The 15,346-nt window shown below is 65.9% G+C and carries 10 protein-coding genes and 1 other RNA gene; 1 reads left to right on the forward strand and 10 read right to left on the reverse strand.

Annotated elements, in window-relative coordinates; genetic code table 11:
* Window positions 1-32: 32 nt before the first annotated feature.
* The 10 genes from KF783_RS05705 to KF783_RS05750 form a co-directional block, all read right to left on the reverse strand.
* Window positions 33-2,339, reverse strand: coding sequence for a DUF2610 domain-containing protein (locus KF783_RS05705; RefSeq protein WP_294077279.1), 2,307 nt, complete (start codon window positions 2,337-2,339; stop codon window positions 33-35).
* A 35-nt stretch (window positions 2,340-2,374) separates the two neighbouring features.
* Window positions 2,375-2,797, reverse strand: a complete 423-nt coding sequence (locus KF783_RS05710; RefSeq protein WP_294077281.1) for a hypothetical protein — start codon at window positions 2,795-2,797, stop codon at window positions 2,375-2,377.
* Window position 2,798: 1 nt separating this feature from the next.
* The gene (locus tag KF783_RS05715) at window positions 2,799-7,349 is read right to left on the reverse strand and encodes a CHAT domain-containing protein (RefSeq protein ID WP_294077285.1); all 4,551 of its coding nucleotides are present in this window, start codon (window positions 7,347-7,349) and stop codon (window positions 2,799-2,801) included.
* Between the two features lie 70 nt (window positions 7,350-7,419).
* Window positions 7,420-7,813, reverse strand: an RNA gene (rnpB, locus tag KF783_RS05720) — RNase P RNA component class A.
* A gap of 79 nt (window positions 7,814-7,892) precedes the next feature.
* Window positions 7,893-8,603: an N-acetylmuramoyl-L-alanine amidase gene (locus KF783_RS05725; protein ID WP_294077287.1), complete on the reverse strand. Its 711-nt coding sequence runs from the start codon at window positions 8,601-8,603 to the stop codon at window positions 7,893-7,895.
* 65 nt (window positions 8,604-8,668) lie between these two features.
* A complete protein-coding gene (locus KF783_RS05730; protein WP_294077288.1) occupies window positions 8,669-9,523 on the reverse strand; it encodes a protein-glutamate O-methyltransferase CheR in 855 nt (284 codons plus the stop codon).
* The gene (locus KF783_RS05735; RefSeq protein ID WP_294077290.1) at window positions 9,523-10,521 is read right to left on the reverse strand and encodes a chemotaxis protein CheB; all 999 of its coding nucleotides are present in this window, start codon (window positions 10,519-10,521) and stop codon (window positions 9,523-9,525) included. Before KF783_RS05735 ends, KF783_RS05730 begins: the two co-directional genes overlap by 1 nt.
* Before the next feature lie 70 nt (window positions 10,522-10,591).
* The gene (locus KF783_RS05740) at window positions 10,592-10,957 is read right to left on the reverse strand and encodes a response regulator (protein ID WP_294077291.1); all 366 of its coding nucleotides are present in this window, start codon (window positions 10,955-10,957) and stop codon (window positions 10,592-10,594) included.
* Window positions 10,958-11,033: 76 nt separating this feature from the next.
* Entirely contained in the window at window positions 11,034-11,471 is a 438-nt protein-coding gene (locus KF783_RS05745; protein ID WP_294077292.1) for a chemotaxis protein CheW, read from the reverse strand.
* Window positions 11,468-13,771 (reverse strand): chemotaxis protein CheA, encoded by a 2,304-nt coding sequence (locus KF783_RS05750; protein WP_294077294.1) that lies wholly within the window; start codon window positions 13,769-13,771, stop codon window positions 11,468-11,470. Before KF783_RS05750 ends, KF783_RS05745 begins: the two co-directional genes overlap by 4 nt.
* Before the next feature lie 268 nt (window positions 13,772-14,039).
* Here KF783_RS05750 and KF783_RS05755 point away from each other — a divergent pair, with 268 nt between their 5' ends.
* On the forward strand, window positions 14,040-15,263 hold the full coding sequence (locus KF783_RS05755) for an RtcB family protein (RefSeq protein ID WP_294077295.1): 1,224 nt from the start codon (window positions 14,040-14,042) through the stop codon (window positions 15,261-15,263).
* Window positions 15,264-15,346: the final 83 nt, after the last annotated feature.

The raw sequence follows: 15,346 nt of genomic DNA on the forward strand, positions 1-15,346 counted from the left end.
GGTCAATCCCTACGACAAATCGCGGTCCGGCATCAGGGCTTTGTCACGGGCTTCCGCTCGACCGGTTTCGGCTGGGCCTGCTCCTTTTGGGCCTCGCCGAGAGCGTAGACGGTGAGGTCGATGAAGGAAACGTTGTTTTCCCGCGCTATCCTTTTGAGTTTACGGAACGAATCAACGACCGTTACAGGTATTGTGCAGCCACGTTGTTCCTGCAACCACTCGGCCTGCGGATCGACGGAAGTCTCGTCATTCGGACGGTCCCAATTGACAAGGTAGACGTGGAACGTCGATTTGCTGCCGCCGCAATCAATTGGGACCGTAAAGCGCTTCATCGAACCCGTGGCCGCGCCATAACGCGCCCGCAGGTCGGCCAGTTCGGTCGGCACGCGCTGTGGCACGAGCTTTGTTTCGAGCAGCAAGCCAAGATCGCGGGCATATCCCCAATAATTTGGCTGGTATACGGCATGCCGCACTTTGGGATCGGCACTCAGGTCTCGCGCGAGCGCCTCGCGCAGGATTGTCGCCGCACGAACGGGATCTCGTGTGACGCCATCTCCTCGCGCGAGCATGATGCCGATGCTTGCCTTCGCCTCCACGTTGCCCGCGTCCGCCGCTCGCTGGAAAAGAGCCAACGCCTTAACCGGGTCCTTCGCCGTACCCTTGCCGTTAAGCAGCTTGCGGGCCGCCTCGACCGTGCTGCTCACGCTCCCCAGTTCGGCCCCTTTCATATAGGCGTTGAACGCCAGCGCATCATCGACCGCGCCCAGATCGCCGGACGCCAATAGCGCTCCCGCGCGCTCCCAACAGGTGGCGCAACCCGCGTTACCGCCACGAATAAAGAACTCGAGCGCCGTTTTGGGATCCTTGTCGCTCGCATCTGGCCGGATGCCGAACCAGTATCCGTCTCCCAGGGATTCATACGCCTCCGGGTATCCCGCATCTGCTGCGCGCTGATAATAGATCCGCGCCCTGGCACGATCCAAGAGGCCGTAGCGATTCCCGTCATACATGCCGCCGAGATTGGAGAGTGCCTGGCCTGACCCCTGCTTTCCCGCCAGTTCGAACAGGCGAATCGCCTCAGCCAGGTCCTTCTTCACGCCCGTGCCGTCGCGATACATGACGGCGAGGTTTCGGGTCGCGCCTGAAAATTTCAGCCACGATCCGACCCGAAACCATTCTACCGCTTCCTGCTCGTTCTTTGGCCCGTCCGGTTCGCAGCAGAGAAAAAACCCGAGTGCGCTTGCGGCACGTCCGCTTCCACGGGCGACCGAACGACGCAACAGCGAAGCGCCCAGCTTCGGATCCTTCGTAGCGCCCCCCATCCCATCCCAATGGGCAAGGGCAAGAAGATAAAGCGCAAAGCCATCGCCCCGGTCGGCATCGGCACGTATCGCAGAAAGCGGGCGCAGTTTGAGCGCATCGATGAGCAACTTGCGGCCGTCCTCGCCGCTCCCGATCCGTTCGGCGCCGATCAATCGCGTAATTTCCGTTTGCGCGCCATCTCCGCGCGATGATCCGGTCGCGCCCGTCAACGCGGCCCCCAGCGAGGTCAGGCTCGTCTCCGCAGGCGCGGATCGAAGGACGACGTTGAGGGACCCCTTCGAATAGGGTCGCTGCCGGGCAAGGCCCGGATCGGCGGCAAAACGCGCGCGGATTCGCTCGAACACCTGGGTCAGCGTGATGTCCGGGACGGACAATTCGGCGGCCAGCGCCGCAGTATAGGGACTGTTCTTTCCCGTCCCGTCAGACGCTGTCTGACCCGCCATTGCCGAAAATGCGACCATCCACTCCGGGCCGGTCTGTGCGCCGGTGATTTCGGCCAGGCCAGGACTGCCGCCGAACGGATTGTCGCGGCACGCGTCGAGAACCACCAGCAGATGGCCGACGCGCGTTCTTGCGAATTTGCTCATGAACAATTGGGCGTTGAAAGCCTGATCGTCGTAATCACCAGGGGTCACTTGCCGCCCAAGGAGATCGGCGCCCTTTGGAACGAGATAGTTGACCCCGTCATACTGGACGGCATGTCCGGCATAATAAATAACCACGAGGGAATTTGGAGCGGCTTGCGCCTTGGCGTAAAGCGCGTCCAGGGCGTCGCGCATTTGCCCCTTTGTCGGGTCGGTGAGCAGCTTAAGATCGTCGCTGCCAAATCCTGCGGATGACAAGCGGGCCGCAACGAGCGCCGCATCGCCTACCGCGTTTTCAAGGGCGTACCGCCCCTCATACGCCGAAACACCGATCACGAGAGCGAAACGAGACTGCGCCTCGGCGCGATCCGGTAGTCCGGTCAATGCGAAAAGGATCGCAACCCATATCCAGGCCCGCGCCATCAAACCCATGGTCTCGTCCCCCACAGACCGGTCGAATCGCCTTGTTAAGGCGGACACTGTCTCCCAAAATCAAATGACACAAGCGCCCCCGCCTGTTTCGCCGATTTCGCATCTGCCAGGCATTGCAATTGTCTTTTGCTCAGCATGATTAGGGCGCGTGACATGCCGCCCCCGTCGGTAACGATAAGATCAGCGCTCCCGCTGCGCGACGACGCGCCCGCCTTGCGCGCGCTCGCCACGGGCTCATTGCAGCTTCGCGGATCTAGCTGGACGATTACGGCGTCTCCCGGCTCGCCCTGCAACGCTTCGCGCTTGCGCAGCAGACAATTCCAGCGCGCCGCATCGAGCTCAAGCTTCCGGGCGCACAGGGTGCATTCGCGCTGGTCTGCTGCGCGCGCCGTCGCCTCGCCCGACTGAAGCGGCGCAACCGCCAGCAGCAGCGCTATCGCCGGGAGCACGACAGGCACCTCACTGCCAGTTGCCGAGCAGGATGAACGGCGCCCAGTAGAAGGGGTGGGCATAGCCGGTGATCGCCGGCCCCTTCGACGCGGGATCCTCGCGCCGCATCGCGCCGCGATCGCCGCCCACCGCGCCCTGCGAGTCCATCAGCGCGATCTGCGCGCGGCGCAGCGCCTCGCCCTTGCTCACCTTGTCCCGCGAATGGATCGCGTAGAATTCCTGCATCAGCCGCGCGGTCGATTCGTCCGCCACCGACCATAGCGACGCCAGCACCGCGCCGGCACCCGCCTTTTGCGCCAGCTCGGCCAGGCTCGCATCGACTTCCGCGCCATTCTGGTCGCTGCGCGGCACGCCGGTCTGGCACGCCGACAGCGCCAGCAGATCGACGTCGATCGCGGTGAAGCGACCATCGGCGATGAACTTGCTGAGCGGCAATTCCTTGCCCGTGCCGAGCAGCAGGAACGACTTGTCCTCGCTCGCCGGATCCAGTGCGAAATGCGATGCGATATGGATCACGCGAAACCCGCCCGCCATCGCGGTGCCAAGCGCGGCTTCGTCGAACGCGCCGTCGAGCTTGACCATGCCGGGCAGGACCCCGGTCGCCCCGCCGCTGTCCGCGCGCACGATGCCGCCCAGTTCGGCCGGCACGGCGGGGAGCGGACTGAGGCCGGATCCGCCCTTGCTCGCCCCCAGCGCGGCGACGCGCCACTCCGCGCCGTCGGACGGCCCGGTCTGCACCTCGTCGATCGCGCGAAAGGCGCTGAACGCGTAACGTTTCGCCAGCCATTCCTGACCGTCATACAGCGCCGCGAAGGGCAGGTAGCGCAGCGCATCGTCCAGGGAGAGCATGACCTGCTTCACACCGGCCGCGCGCAGCACCTTATCGACCGGCTCAAATGCTTCGCGATAGAGTTTGGCGGCCGGATCGGTGATGTACGCGGCCTTGTCGCTGATCGCCTGACGATAGGCGCCGACATCCTTGCGCAACGCGGTGATATCGACCGGCACCACCACCGACTTCTGGAAATTGCCCGTGGTGATGAGCCAGTGGATGCGATCCGGCAGCACCACCGCGTGGACCGCCGCCACATCCTTGCCCAGCCGGCGGACGGTGGAGATCAGCCGCGGCTGGATCGACGCGACGCGATCGGCCTTTGCCTCCGCATCGGGGGCCAGCTTGGCGTCGAGGCCGCTCACCGCATTCCCCAGCGCGGCGATGTCGCTGCGAAACGCGGTGTTCGCGGCGCCCAGCGCGGTCGTCGCCGCCTCCAGTTCCTTTTGCTGGACCGGCGTCAGGCTGCCCTGACGCTGCAACGCGATGAGCCGGTCGCGCGCGGCGCCCGCTTCGACCAGCGCGCCGATCGCGGTATCGAATGCGGCCAGGCTGTCGGTTTCCTTCTTCGCCAGCGGCATCCGCTCAAAGGCCTCGCCCTCACGCTTGCGGTCGCGCGTATAGCTGTAGGTCTCGAAATCCTTGAGCATCGCCAGCACATGCTCGGCCTCGGCGAAACGGCCCATGCCCATGAAGATGTCGGCGAGATAGCGATAGCGATCCTGATGCACCTTCAGGAAACACTCGCGGATCGACGGATCAAGGTCGGCGATCCGCTTGCGCGCGTCCTGCAACTTGTTGACCGCAACCTTGGCGAAGAACAGCGCCGCCTCCGGCCGCCCGCCGCCATTCGCCTCCTTCGCCGCCGTCGCCCAGCCACAGGCGGATTCGATCAGCGCGAAGTAATTGTCACGGGTGCCGAACGTCTTTTGATAGCGCGCTTCCTGCAACGCGAGCGAACGCATCTTCGTCGCGACATAGGCGTCCATCCGCCCATAGAGCAGATAATGTTCCTCCAGGCTGCGAAACCCTTCGAACAGCGCGAACTGCGATCCGTTGGCGCTTGCGGTTTCCAGATCCTTCTTGAGCGAGGCCTCGCGCGCCTCGAACGTCGGCAGCGGCGCGACCCCGGCGGTTTCGGGGCCGATCGGCAGCGGTGCAAAGTCCTTTTGCCGCGACAGGCATTTCAGGCTGGCCTGGATGCCGCAATCGTCCTGCCACTGCTTGGCGTCCTCGCTGCCCCGGCGCACCGCCTCGGCGAGCCAGAACCGCGCCAGCTTCACGTCCGGCTTCATGCCCCAGCCAAGCGTCGCGGCGCGAACCATCGCCGCAGCGCCGCCGCTATAGCCGCTGGCCGCCGCATGCTTGAACCAGCGCAACGCCATCGCCGGATCCTTCGGCACGCCGGCGCCCGCCAGAAACGCTTCCCCCATCGCGACGCGCGCGCTGTAGTCGCCGCAATGCACCGCCCAGTGGAGCAGGCGGATTCCTTCCTTTGCGTCGATCTTCGTCCCGTCGCCGGCAAGGTACATGCGGGCGAGCCGCACGGCATTGGCGTAGCTCGATGAGGCGGCCCGCTCCATCCATTCGAACGCCTGTTCGCGGCTGAGCGACGGCGCGCCCGCGCGCTCCTTGTCGGTAAACTCCAGATCGCCCTTGTAATAGAGCGCAAGGCTCAACGCGGCGATGGTTTCGCCGCGGCGATACGCTTCCTCCCAGGCACGCACCGCCTGGACCGCGCTCTTTTCGACGCCGAATCCCTTCAGGTAGATATAGCCGATCGCCCGTTGCGCATCGCCCGATCCGCGTTCGGCGGCGATCTTGAACCATTTCAGTGCGGCGGCGGGGTCGCCTTTGCCATCGTCCAGCAGACGCCAGGCATATTTGGCCGCCGCCTCCTTCATTCCCAGTTCGGCAAGGGCCTGGAACATCGGAATATTCGATGCGTCGCCGTTGAAATTGAACGTCGTCTCATTGTCGAACGCATCCAGGAACGCGGTGCGGCGCGCGGCGGGCAGCGCCTTGAACGCATCACTCGCGGTATAGCGGGCCAGTTCGCGCAGCGCCGCCTCTTGCAGTTTCAGATCGACCATCAGGCCGATCTGATATTGCTTCGCCGCCGACGGATCGCTCGCCGCAGCGGTGTAGCGCACGCCCAGGCCAAACTGCTGCTTCGACAGCTTGCCGTCCTGCAACGCCTTGGCGACATCGGTGAGCACCTTGGCATCCGCCAGGGTCGCGATACGCGCGCGCCATTTCGCGCTGTCCACCTTCAGTCCGGCATTATCGATCAATGGCCCTGGATGCGCCAGCGCGGCGAGCGCCCACCCCTCTCCCTTCGACGCGCGATCCTCGAGAATCTTCAGCGCGTAGGCCCGTTCGGCGTCGCCGGGACTATCGCGCAGCACCACCTCGACCAGCGGCTGAGCGACATCATCGACATCGCCCGCCAGCGCCTTTTCATAATATTTGCGCGCCGCCTTCAGATCCATCGGCACCGCCTTGCCCGCGGCAAAGACCGCCGCGGCGGTTGCGGCGTCCTCGGGTTCGTCGGTCTCGCCCAGCCTGTGATACCATTCGACCGCCGCCGGATTGTCGCTCGGCACCCCGGTGAACTCGCTCGACGACAGGTCGAACGCCAGCGCGCTCATTCCCGCGCCGCTACCCGCCTCCGCCGCCTTGCGATACCAGGCGCGTCCGGCGACCAGGTCGCGTGGCATGCCGCGACCGTTCTGCGCCATAAAGCCCAGCCGTACCATGGCGTCGGTATCGCCGGCGTCCGCCGCCTTGCGATACCAGGCGATCGCCAGACCGATATCCTGTTCGACCCCGACGCCATTCTCATAATAATTGCCAAGCCGACGCATCGCGCTCGTCTCGTCCAGATCGACGGCCGCCCGCATCGCCGTCGCGGCGCCGGGCAGGTCCTTCGCGCCGCCGCGCCCGGTTTGGAGCATCACCGCGTAATTCTCCGCGCCCCAGCCCGATCCGCGATCCCATGCGACCTTGTAGAGCCGGCGCGCCTCGCGCTCGTCCACCGGCCCGCCCTGCCCCTTCTCGGTCATATAGGCGAGCGCGGCGGGCGAATCGCCGTGGCCCATTTCGGTCGCGCGCGCATACCATTTGCGTGCCAGCGCATAATCGCGGGCGAAACCATATCTGGCGAACCGGTAGATATCGCCCAGGTCATGGGCAGCCCCGGCATTGCCCAATTCGAACGCACGAGCAAACAGCTTCAGGCCGCGCGCGGGATCGGCGGGGGTTCCGGTGCCTTCCATATAATATTGGCCCAGCCGCCCGACGATCCAGACATAGCGGCTCGTCTCTCCGACCCTGGCATATGCGAACGCGCGTTTCGCGTCCTTCTCGACGCCATCGCCCTGTTCATACATCGCGGCCAGCGTGTTGGCGGCCTGGAGACTGCCGGCAGCGGCGGCCTTTTCGATCAGCGGCAGCGCGAGCTTGCCCTCCCCCGCCTTGCTATAGGCGCGCCCCAGATTGGCGAGCGCGTCGGGATCGTCCGGATTGAGCTCGACCGCGCGGCGGCAGATCTCGACCGCGCGATCGGCGAAAATCCCGTCCCAGCTCTTGCCCGTCTTGTCGTCGGGGGTCGGCAGGCGTGCCTCGTTCGCGCACGCCTTGCGCAGGTCCGGCTCACGCGCCTGCGCGGCGTTCGATGCCAGCGCCGAAAGCGATATCGTCGCGAACAGAAAGAGATTGCGTGCCATCATCACCGTCCGGGACGCATTATCCCCGCCGTCCGATCGGGTGACAAGCCCGGCAATTCAGTCAGGTTGAGACGCCAGAGGGCCTGTAAGCCGGGTTCTGTCCTCACGGCCCTTTCCCTTGCGGGAGGTGCGCGCGATGGGCGGCCATTCCTCTAGCCCCGGGCTTGCGTCCGGGGTCGAGCAATCAACCCGGGCCGCAGGGGCGGAATTCCCCATGCGCGGCCCCTATTCGATCTTGCTCCCGGTGGGGTTTGCCGTGCCGCCTGCCGTTGCCGGAGGCGCGGTGCGCTCTTGCCGCACCCTTTCACCCTTGCTCCTGCTTCGAAACGAAGCGGTGAGCGGTCTGCTCTCTGTGGCACTTTCCCTGGGGTCACCCCCGCCGGGCGTTACCCGGCACCGTGTTTCCGTGGAGCCCGGACTTTCCTCGGCGCACCGAAATGCGACGTGGCCGCCCGGCCCTCTGGCCCGCCCCCTATAGGGCCATTCGATGGCGGGCGAAAGCGGTTCGGACGGGGAACTGCCCCCGGAACACGCCGATCGGCCTCAATCGTCTCCCTGCGGCTTGGGCAGCAACAGCGCGAGCAGGATCATGCGACATTCGGCGTCGATCGTTCCATCGATCAGTTCGGGGCGAAAGCGCCGCTGAAACGCGACCGTCGCCGCCAGTGGATCGGTGACGTCATAGCCGAACCGTTCGAGCGCCAGCAGGAATCCGCCATCGGTCCAGCCGGGGTCCATCAAATTCTTCGTCGGCCTGGGCAGCGCCAGCCGCAGCCGCGCGAGCTTGCCCCAGGGAAACAGCTCGCCGGGATCCTGCTTGCGCGCCGGCGCGATGTCCGAATGGCCCACCACATTGCCACGGGTGATGCCATAGCGATCCTTGATCGCCGCGGTCAGCCGGATCACCGCGTCCATCTGTTCGTCGGGAAACGGGCGATAGCCGAATTCGTGTCCGGGATTGACGATCTCGATACCCACCGACGCCGAATTGACGTCGGTCACGCCGCGCCAGTGCGATCGCCCCGCATGCCAGGCGCGGTTCGCCTCATCGACCAGCTTCACGATCTGGCCATCCTCTGCGACCAGCCAGTGGCTGGACACCTTCGCCGCAGGATCGCGCAGCCGCTCGATCGCCTCTTCCGCGGTCTTCATCCCGGTATAGTGCAGCACGATGATGCTGACGGGTAATGTACGCACGTCGAAATTGGGCGACGGCGCGTCGATCCAGTTCAGTTCGGCACGATCCTGCGTCATTCTGTGTCAGGGATGGGGCGCGCAGGACGGAAACGCAAGCGTCACCTTGCGCGCGCCAGCCCCTGCTAGCGCGTGATCGGCACGATCGAGGCGGGTTCGGCAGCGTAAAAGCCGCGAAATTGCGGGCTTGGCCGAAACGCGTCCGTCTGACCGATCACCGTCTCGCCGGCCCCCAGTACCAACAGGCCGCCCTCGCGCATGCCGGTTCGCAGCTTGCGGAACACCTCGGCGCGTACCTTCGCGGGAAAATACAACAGGACGTTGCGGCACAATACCACGTCGAAACGGCCGATCGGCGGGACATCCCCAACCAGATTGTGGCGCCGGAACTGAACCCGTTTCGCCAGATCGGGCTGTACGATCCAGTCGCCATCGACATGTTCGAACCACGCGACCATGCGCCGCACCGGCAGGCCCCGCTGAATTTCGAATTGCGAATACCGCCCGGCGCGCGCCCGCGCGATCGCGCCCGCCGACACGTCGGTGGCCAGGATTTCGGGGCCGGGCAGCCCGCTCGTGCGCTCGGCCTCTGCGAACAGCATCGCGAGCGAAAGCGGCTCCTGACCCATCGAACAGCCGGCCGACCATATCCGCACCTTTCGATCGGGATTTTCGGCGTGAATCGCCCGCACCGCCTCCACCACCTGATCGAGGACCGCCGCGTCGCGAAAGAACGACGTTTCCTGATTGAGCATCGCGTCCACGACCGCGTCGGCCAGCGGTCCGCTCGCCGCGCTACGCAACCGTTCGACCAGCTGCTCGATGCTGCACAGATCGTGCTCGCGCAGCACGGTTTTCAGCGCCGCCTCGATCCGCCACGCTCGGTTGGCGGCGACCTCCTGGCCAGTGCGCCGTTCGAGAAGTGCCATCACCGTCGCGAAGGCGGTCCTCGATCCGGGCATCGCGGGAAGCGCCGGCATCACCCCGGCCTCCTGCAACTGGCCACCATGCGACCGATCTCGGCCGGCGGTAGGATGGCGCTCGCCGAATCGGCGATCGCTCCGGGCATGCCCCACACGACCGAACTCGCGCGGTCCTGCACGATCACAGAGCCGCCGCATTCGATCAGCTGCCTGGCGCCGATAGCGCCGTCGCGTCCCATCCCCGACAGGATGATGCCAAGCCCCCTGCTCCCGAAGGCCTCCGCAATCGACGCGAGCATCGGATCGACCGAGGGCATGCACCCGCTCGGCGCCGATTCGCGGGTCAGACGCACGGCCATCCCGTCGGAAATCCGGACGATCCGCACATGCGCGTCGCCGGGCGCCACCAGCATGCGCCCCGGCCGCAGCCGCATACGGTCCGTCGCCACCTCGCACGGCCGGCCGGCGAGCACCGCAAGCTGGGCGGCGAAGTAGCTCATGAAAGACGCGGGTAGATGTTGCGTGACCAGGATCGGCGGCGCGAAATCGGCGGGAATCGCGCGCAGCAACTGGCTGAGCGCGTGGATGCCGCCCGTCGATGCGCCGATCGCGACGATATCGAACTGGCCGCTGACCCGTCCCACGCCATCCCGATTCATCACCGGTGCCGGCTCGTGCTCGAACAGGCGTTCGAGGCGATCCTCCAGCACCTTGGCGAACTTCCCTGCGAAGTTGCTGACTCCGGGCTTCATCAGCGTATCCGCGGCGCCGAGCGCCAGCGCCTGAACGGCGGCGGCCGCGCCGTCTTCGGCGCTGGATGAAACCACCAGCACCTTCGCGCCCTGGCCCAATGCGATCAGGTCGGGCAGCCCGGTCAGTCCATCGATCCCCGGCATCTCCAGATCCAGCAGGATCACATCGGCGCGATGATCGGCGAGGAAGCGCAGCGCACCGGAAACGTCGCTCACCGCGCCGCAAATCTCGAAGCGCGGCATCGCTTCCACCATCCGCGCGAATACGCTGCGGGCGACCACCGAATCATCGACGACGAGCACCCGGATGGGCGCTGGGCCGCCCCCTCGCGGATGCGCGGCAATAGCCGGTCCGGCGCTCACGGTCGGGGGCTCAGGCGACGCCGACGATCTGGAGCTTGCTTTCAAGCGTTTCGCGATCGAACGGCTTCATCACATATTCGTCGGCCCCCGCGTCGATCGCCGCGCGGATATACGCCATGCCGTTCTCGGTGGTGCAAAACACGACCTTGGGCTTCGCCTCGATCCCGCTGTCCTTCAGCGCGCGCAGGAAATCCATCCCGCTCATGACCGGCATGTTCCAGTCGAGCAGCACCACGTCGGGCGCCGCCGCCATGCATGAATCGAGCGCTTCCCGCCCGTCGCCGGCCTCCCGAACCTCGAAGTTCAGCGTCTCCAAAATGTGACGGGCGACCTTTCGGATCACTTTGGAGTCATCCACGACGAGACAGGTTTTCATGATCTGCAGTTCCCGGAATTTGGCGCGATTGCGGTAATTTATGACCTAGAGATGTAAGCGTGGCGTTAACGCTGCGTCACGCGGCCAGGCTCGGCGCGCCGGGGATCAGCGCGGCCGGGTCGATCACGAGGATCGGCTCGCCATCCCGCTCGATCACGCCACAGGCCGCAGATTGCCACGACTGCGACAGCGGAATGCCCGACGCCAGCGGCTTGGGTTCGAACGGGGCGACATCGTCCAGGGCATCGACCAGCATGGCGTAATAATGCCCGTCGACCTGGGTAATCACCGCGCGGGTGCCGCGCGCCTCGTCCGAGACGATACCAAGCGCCGCCACCGTGTCGATCACGGTGACGACCCGACTGCGCAGTGCGCTCAGCCCTCGAACCAGCGCGCTTGCCCGCGGCACCGGAATGATCGGCCCGATATCCACGACGGAATCCACGTGCGCGGCGGAAATCGCGATCGATCGTCCGGCGGCATGCGCGATCAGGAACAGCTGGATTTCACTCATGCGCAGCGCCTCGACAGCTCGGCGAGGGCCGTCAGAAGCCCTTCGCGATCATAACGGTAGATACTTCCATCCTCACCCCCGGCGCGGCGATGGCGCAGGCGGATGACCGGTGGCCCGCCGCTCGCCGGCGCCGGATCGTCCCCGGTCGTCAGGATGGCGTCGGCACGCTCGTCGGTCCCCAGGCTCGATACGACGCGATAGCCCGCGCTCTCGAGCAGCGGGCGGACGAACGTCTTCAGCCACGCGCTCGATCCCTCCGCCAGCAGGCATACCGCCTGTCTGTCAGAAAGGACCTCGTCCTCACCATGCGCGCCGAACAGCCACATGACATCGAGCAGCTCGACCGGCTCCCCCTCGATCAGGGTGACGCCAAGGACCGGACCCGCCTCGCGCGCCGGCGCGATCTCGTCGCAAAGCCTGACGATCTCCGCCGCCTCGCGGATCGCATAGCCCAGTTCGTCCTCGCCATCCGTCAGGCGCAGGATCGAACAGCCACCATCGATCGGCGTCTGTGCGGCAAGCGGGATCATCCGCCCGTCGGTCACCAGGCGGAGACGGCCGGCGCTATGACGGATCGCGCTTTCCTCGGCCGGCTCCACCCGATCGACGGCCGCGAGCGGAACTGCGCGACGCACGCCGTCCAGATCGATGAAGACCAGCGCGCTCTCGCGCTCGTCCTCGACCGCGTGAAATTCCTCCTCGTCCGAAATCTCCTCGCGACGAAATTTCAGGCCGGCATCCTGTGCAATCCCCGCACAGTCGAGCAGCAGCATCGGCAGGCCGCTGTCGGGCAGCGTCTTGCCCGCGAACAGCCCCGCCGACATAACCGCCGGAGCGGCAGGCTTGATCACCAGCTCCTCATTGTCGAGCACGTCATCTACTCTTAGCGCATAGCAGCCCTCGCCCGCGTTCAGGATCGCGAGCTTTGACGTCGGCCGGCGGGGCGCGTCGGCGATGCGCAACGCCGACGCCAGATCGATGAGCGGCAGGCGCCGATCGCGCACCCGCGCCACCTCGGAATCTCCGATCCGGTCGATATGAACCGATTCGCTGCACTCGCTCAGGATTTCCTCGATCGCCTGACGCGGCACCGCAAAGCGCTGCCCGGCGGCGGCAACGACGATCGTCGGGATGATCGACAGGGTCAGCGGCACATGGATGCGGATCCGCAGGCCGCGACCGAATTCGTTCTGCAATTCGACGCGTCCGCCAATCTGTTCGATCGCCGCGCGCACCACGTCCATCCCGACGCCGCGCCCCGAGATTTCGGTCACCTCGTCCTTGCTCGACAGTCCGGGCTCGAACACCAGATCGAGCCTGGCGCGCTCGCTCAGCGCATTGAGCGCGCGCGCGTCGCCGCCATTCTCGATCATCTTCCGGACCAGGCGATCGGTATCGATCCCCCGGCCATCGTCGGCGATCTCGACCACGATCTGGTTTCCGGACTGGCGCGCGTGAACGGTCAATCGCCCGTTTTCCCGCTTGCCCGCGGCGCGCCTGGCGGCCGGAGCTTCGATCCCATGGTCGATCGAATTGCGGATGATATGGACCAGCGGATCGCGCAGTACCTCGATCATCTCGCGGTCGAGTTCCACCTCGGCACCCTCGACGTGCAGCGTCACCGACTTGCCCAGCCCCGCCGCCGTGTCGCGCACCATGCGCGGCAGTGCCGAAAACAGCGCCTCGATCTTTTGCATCCGCGTCCGCGTCACCGTGTCGCGCAGATCGGCGACGGTGGCGGACATGCGCTCGAGTGCCGCCTCGATCTGCGGGTCGATCACCGCCCCACGCAGACGACGCGCCAGTTCGTTGCGCGCCAGCACCATGTCGGACATGCCGCTCATCATCCGGTCGAGCAGATCGACGTTGAGGCGCACGCTGCGCGACTGGCCACGCCCCCCCTGCACCGCCACCGATTCGCGAACCTCGTCCGATCCCTCGGCGAGCGCGGCGATCAGCAGATCCTCCTCGGTATCGTCCAGCGACGCGCCCGAATCGATCGCGTCCACCAGCTCGCCGATCCGATCGACGACCGCCAGCACCGCGTTGACCAGCGCGCGATCGGTCTTGCGCTCGCCCGCACGAACGGCGGCCAGCACGTCCTCCGCCGCATGGCTCAGCCGCGCGAGACGCGGCAGGTCGAGAAAGCCGCAGCTTCCCTTGACCGTATGAACGAACCGGAAAATGGCATCCAGGCGCGCGCGATCGTCGGGGTCGGCCTCCCAGGCGACGATCTCGCCCGACAGAGCCTCCAGCGTTTCGCGGGTCTCCGCGATGAACTCTTGCAACAGATCGTCCACATTTCCCCCTGGGCGGTCCGCTCAGCTCATGGAGCCGCCGGGGTTAAGACGAGGTTAGCCACATGTCAGATTTCGTCCGCTTCCCAATGCGATGCGATCGCGGTAAAGCCCGGTTCGCAATGACCCGACCCGACCTCTTCCCCGGTACCGTCAAGGGTACCCACTAACCCGCGGGTCGCTGCACCCGTTCGGGGTGCAGCCAATTCATGCGACTGGAACGTCTCCAGCGCCCGGCCCGGCACCCCTGAACCGATTACAGGAGTGTCCGATGAACCAGTTTTCCATCCATGCGACGCCGAACGTGCCGCTCAAGCTGTGGGACAGCGCCGGCCCGTTCGAGGCCGGTGCGATGCAACAGCTGCGCAACGTGGCGGCGCTCCCCTTCATCTTCCGGCATGTGGCCGGCATGCCCGACGTGCATTTTGGCAAGGGCGCGACGGTCGGATCGGTGATCGCGACCGACCGGGCGATCGTGCCGGCGGCAGTGGGCGTCGATATCGGTTGCGGAATGATGGCGATGCGCACCTCGCTGACCGCCGGACAGCTGCCGGACAGCCTCTCGGCGATCCGTGCCGAGATCGAGCGCGCCGTGCCGAAGGGCATGGAGTCGAGCCAGTCCGCCAACCACGCCAAGGGCGGATGGGCCAGCACGCCGAACAGCGTGTCGCGGACCTGGTACGACCGGTTCGAGGCGCGCTGGCGCAAGATCGTCGCCCGCCACCCGAAGGTGGACGGCAAGACGACCGACCAGCTCGCGTCGATGGGTGGCGGCAACCATTTCATCGAGGTCTGCCTGGATGAAGAGGACCGGGTGTGGGTCATGCTCCATTCGGGTTCGCGCGGAACCGGAAACCGAATCGGCACCTACTTCATCGACGCCGCCAAGGAGGCGATGGCGAAGGAGACGCTCGACTTTCATCTTGCCGACAAGGATCTGGCGTTCCTGACCGAAGGGTCGCAGCTGTTCGACGACTATGTCGAAGCGATGCACTTCGCGCAGGACTATGCCATGGCCAATCGCGAGCTGATGATGGTCCGGGTGCTCGATGCCCTGCGCCGCCACCTGCCGGGGTTCAAGACCGACAAGGCGGCGATCAACTGCCACCATAATTACGCGACGCGGGAACTCCATTTCGGTGAGCAGGTGTGGGTCACCCGGAAAGGGGCGGTGAGCGCGCGTGAGGGTGAGCTCGGGATCATCCCGGGGTCGATGGGAACGGGCAGCTTCATCGTCGAGGGACTGGGGAACCAGGAGTCCTTCTGCTCCTGCTCGCACGGCGCGGGCCGGGTGATGTCGCGCGGGGCGGCCAAAAAGCTGATCACGCTCGATCAGCACAAGGCCGCGATGGCGGGCATCGAGGCGCGGGTGGACGAAGGCGTGCTGGACGAGAGTCCGGCGGCGTACAAGGACATCGGCGCCGTCATGGACGCGCAGCAGGACCTGGTGGCGATCCGCCACCGCTTGCGGCAGGTGGTGAATGTGAAGGGATAGACCGCACCCGGTCCGTCCAAAAACGTCCCACCAGGGTCCTCCAGGGTGGCGGGCGGTTGGCGATCGGTAGTCGCGACCACTCG

The organism is Sphingomonas sp. (assembly GCF_019635455.1).
GTDB lineage: Bacteria > Pseudomonadota > Alphaproteobacteria > Sphingomonadales > Sphingomonadaceae > Sphingomonas.

What these genes read in the sequence shown, in the direction of transcription:
- KF783_RS05745 (WP_294077292.1), bottom strand. Translation starts at nt 11,471, where the DNA reads ATGAGTGAAATCCAGCTGTTCCTGATCGCGCATGCCGCCGGACGATCG.
- KF783_RS05730 (WP_294077288.1), bottom strand. Translation starts at nt 9,523, where the DNA reads ATGCCGGCGCTTCCCGCGATGCCCGGATCGAGGACCGCCTTCGCGACG.
- KF783_RS05740 (WP_294077291.1), bottom strand. Translation starts at nt 10,957, where the DNA reads ATGAAAACCTGTCTCGTCGTGGATGACTCCAAAGTGATCCGAAAGGTC.
- KF783_RS05755 (WP_294077295.1), top strand. Translation starts at nt 14,040, where the DNA reads ATGAACCAGTTTTCCATCCATGCGACGCCGAACGTGCCGCTCAAGCTG.
- KF783_RS05725 (WP_294077287.1), bottom strand. Translation starts at nt 8,603, where the DNA reads ATGACGCAGGATCGTGCCGAACTGAACTGGATCGACGCGCCGTCGCCC.
- KF783_RS05705 (WP_294077279.1), bottom strand. Translation starts at nt 2,339, where the DNA reads ATGGGTTTGATGGCGCGGGCCTGGATATGGGTTGCGATCCTTTTCGCA.
- KF783_RS05715 (WP_294077285.1), bottom strand. Translation starts at nt 7,349, where the DNA reads ATGGCACGCAATCTCTTTCTGTTCGCGACGATATCGCTTTCGGCGCTG.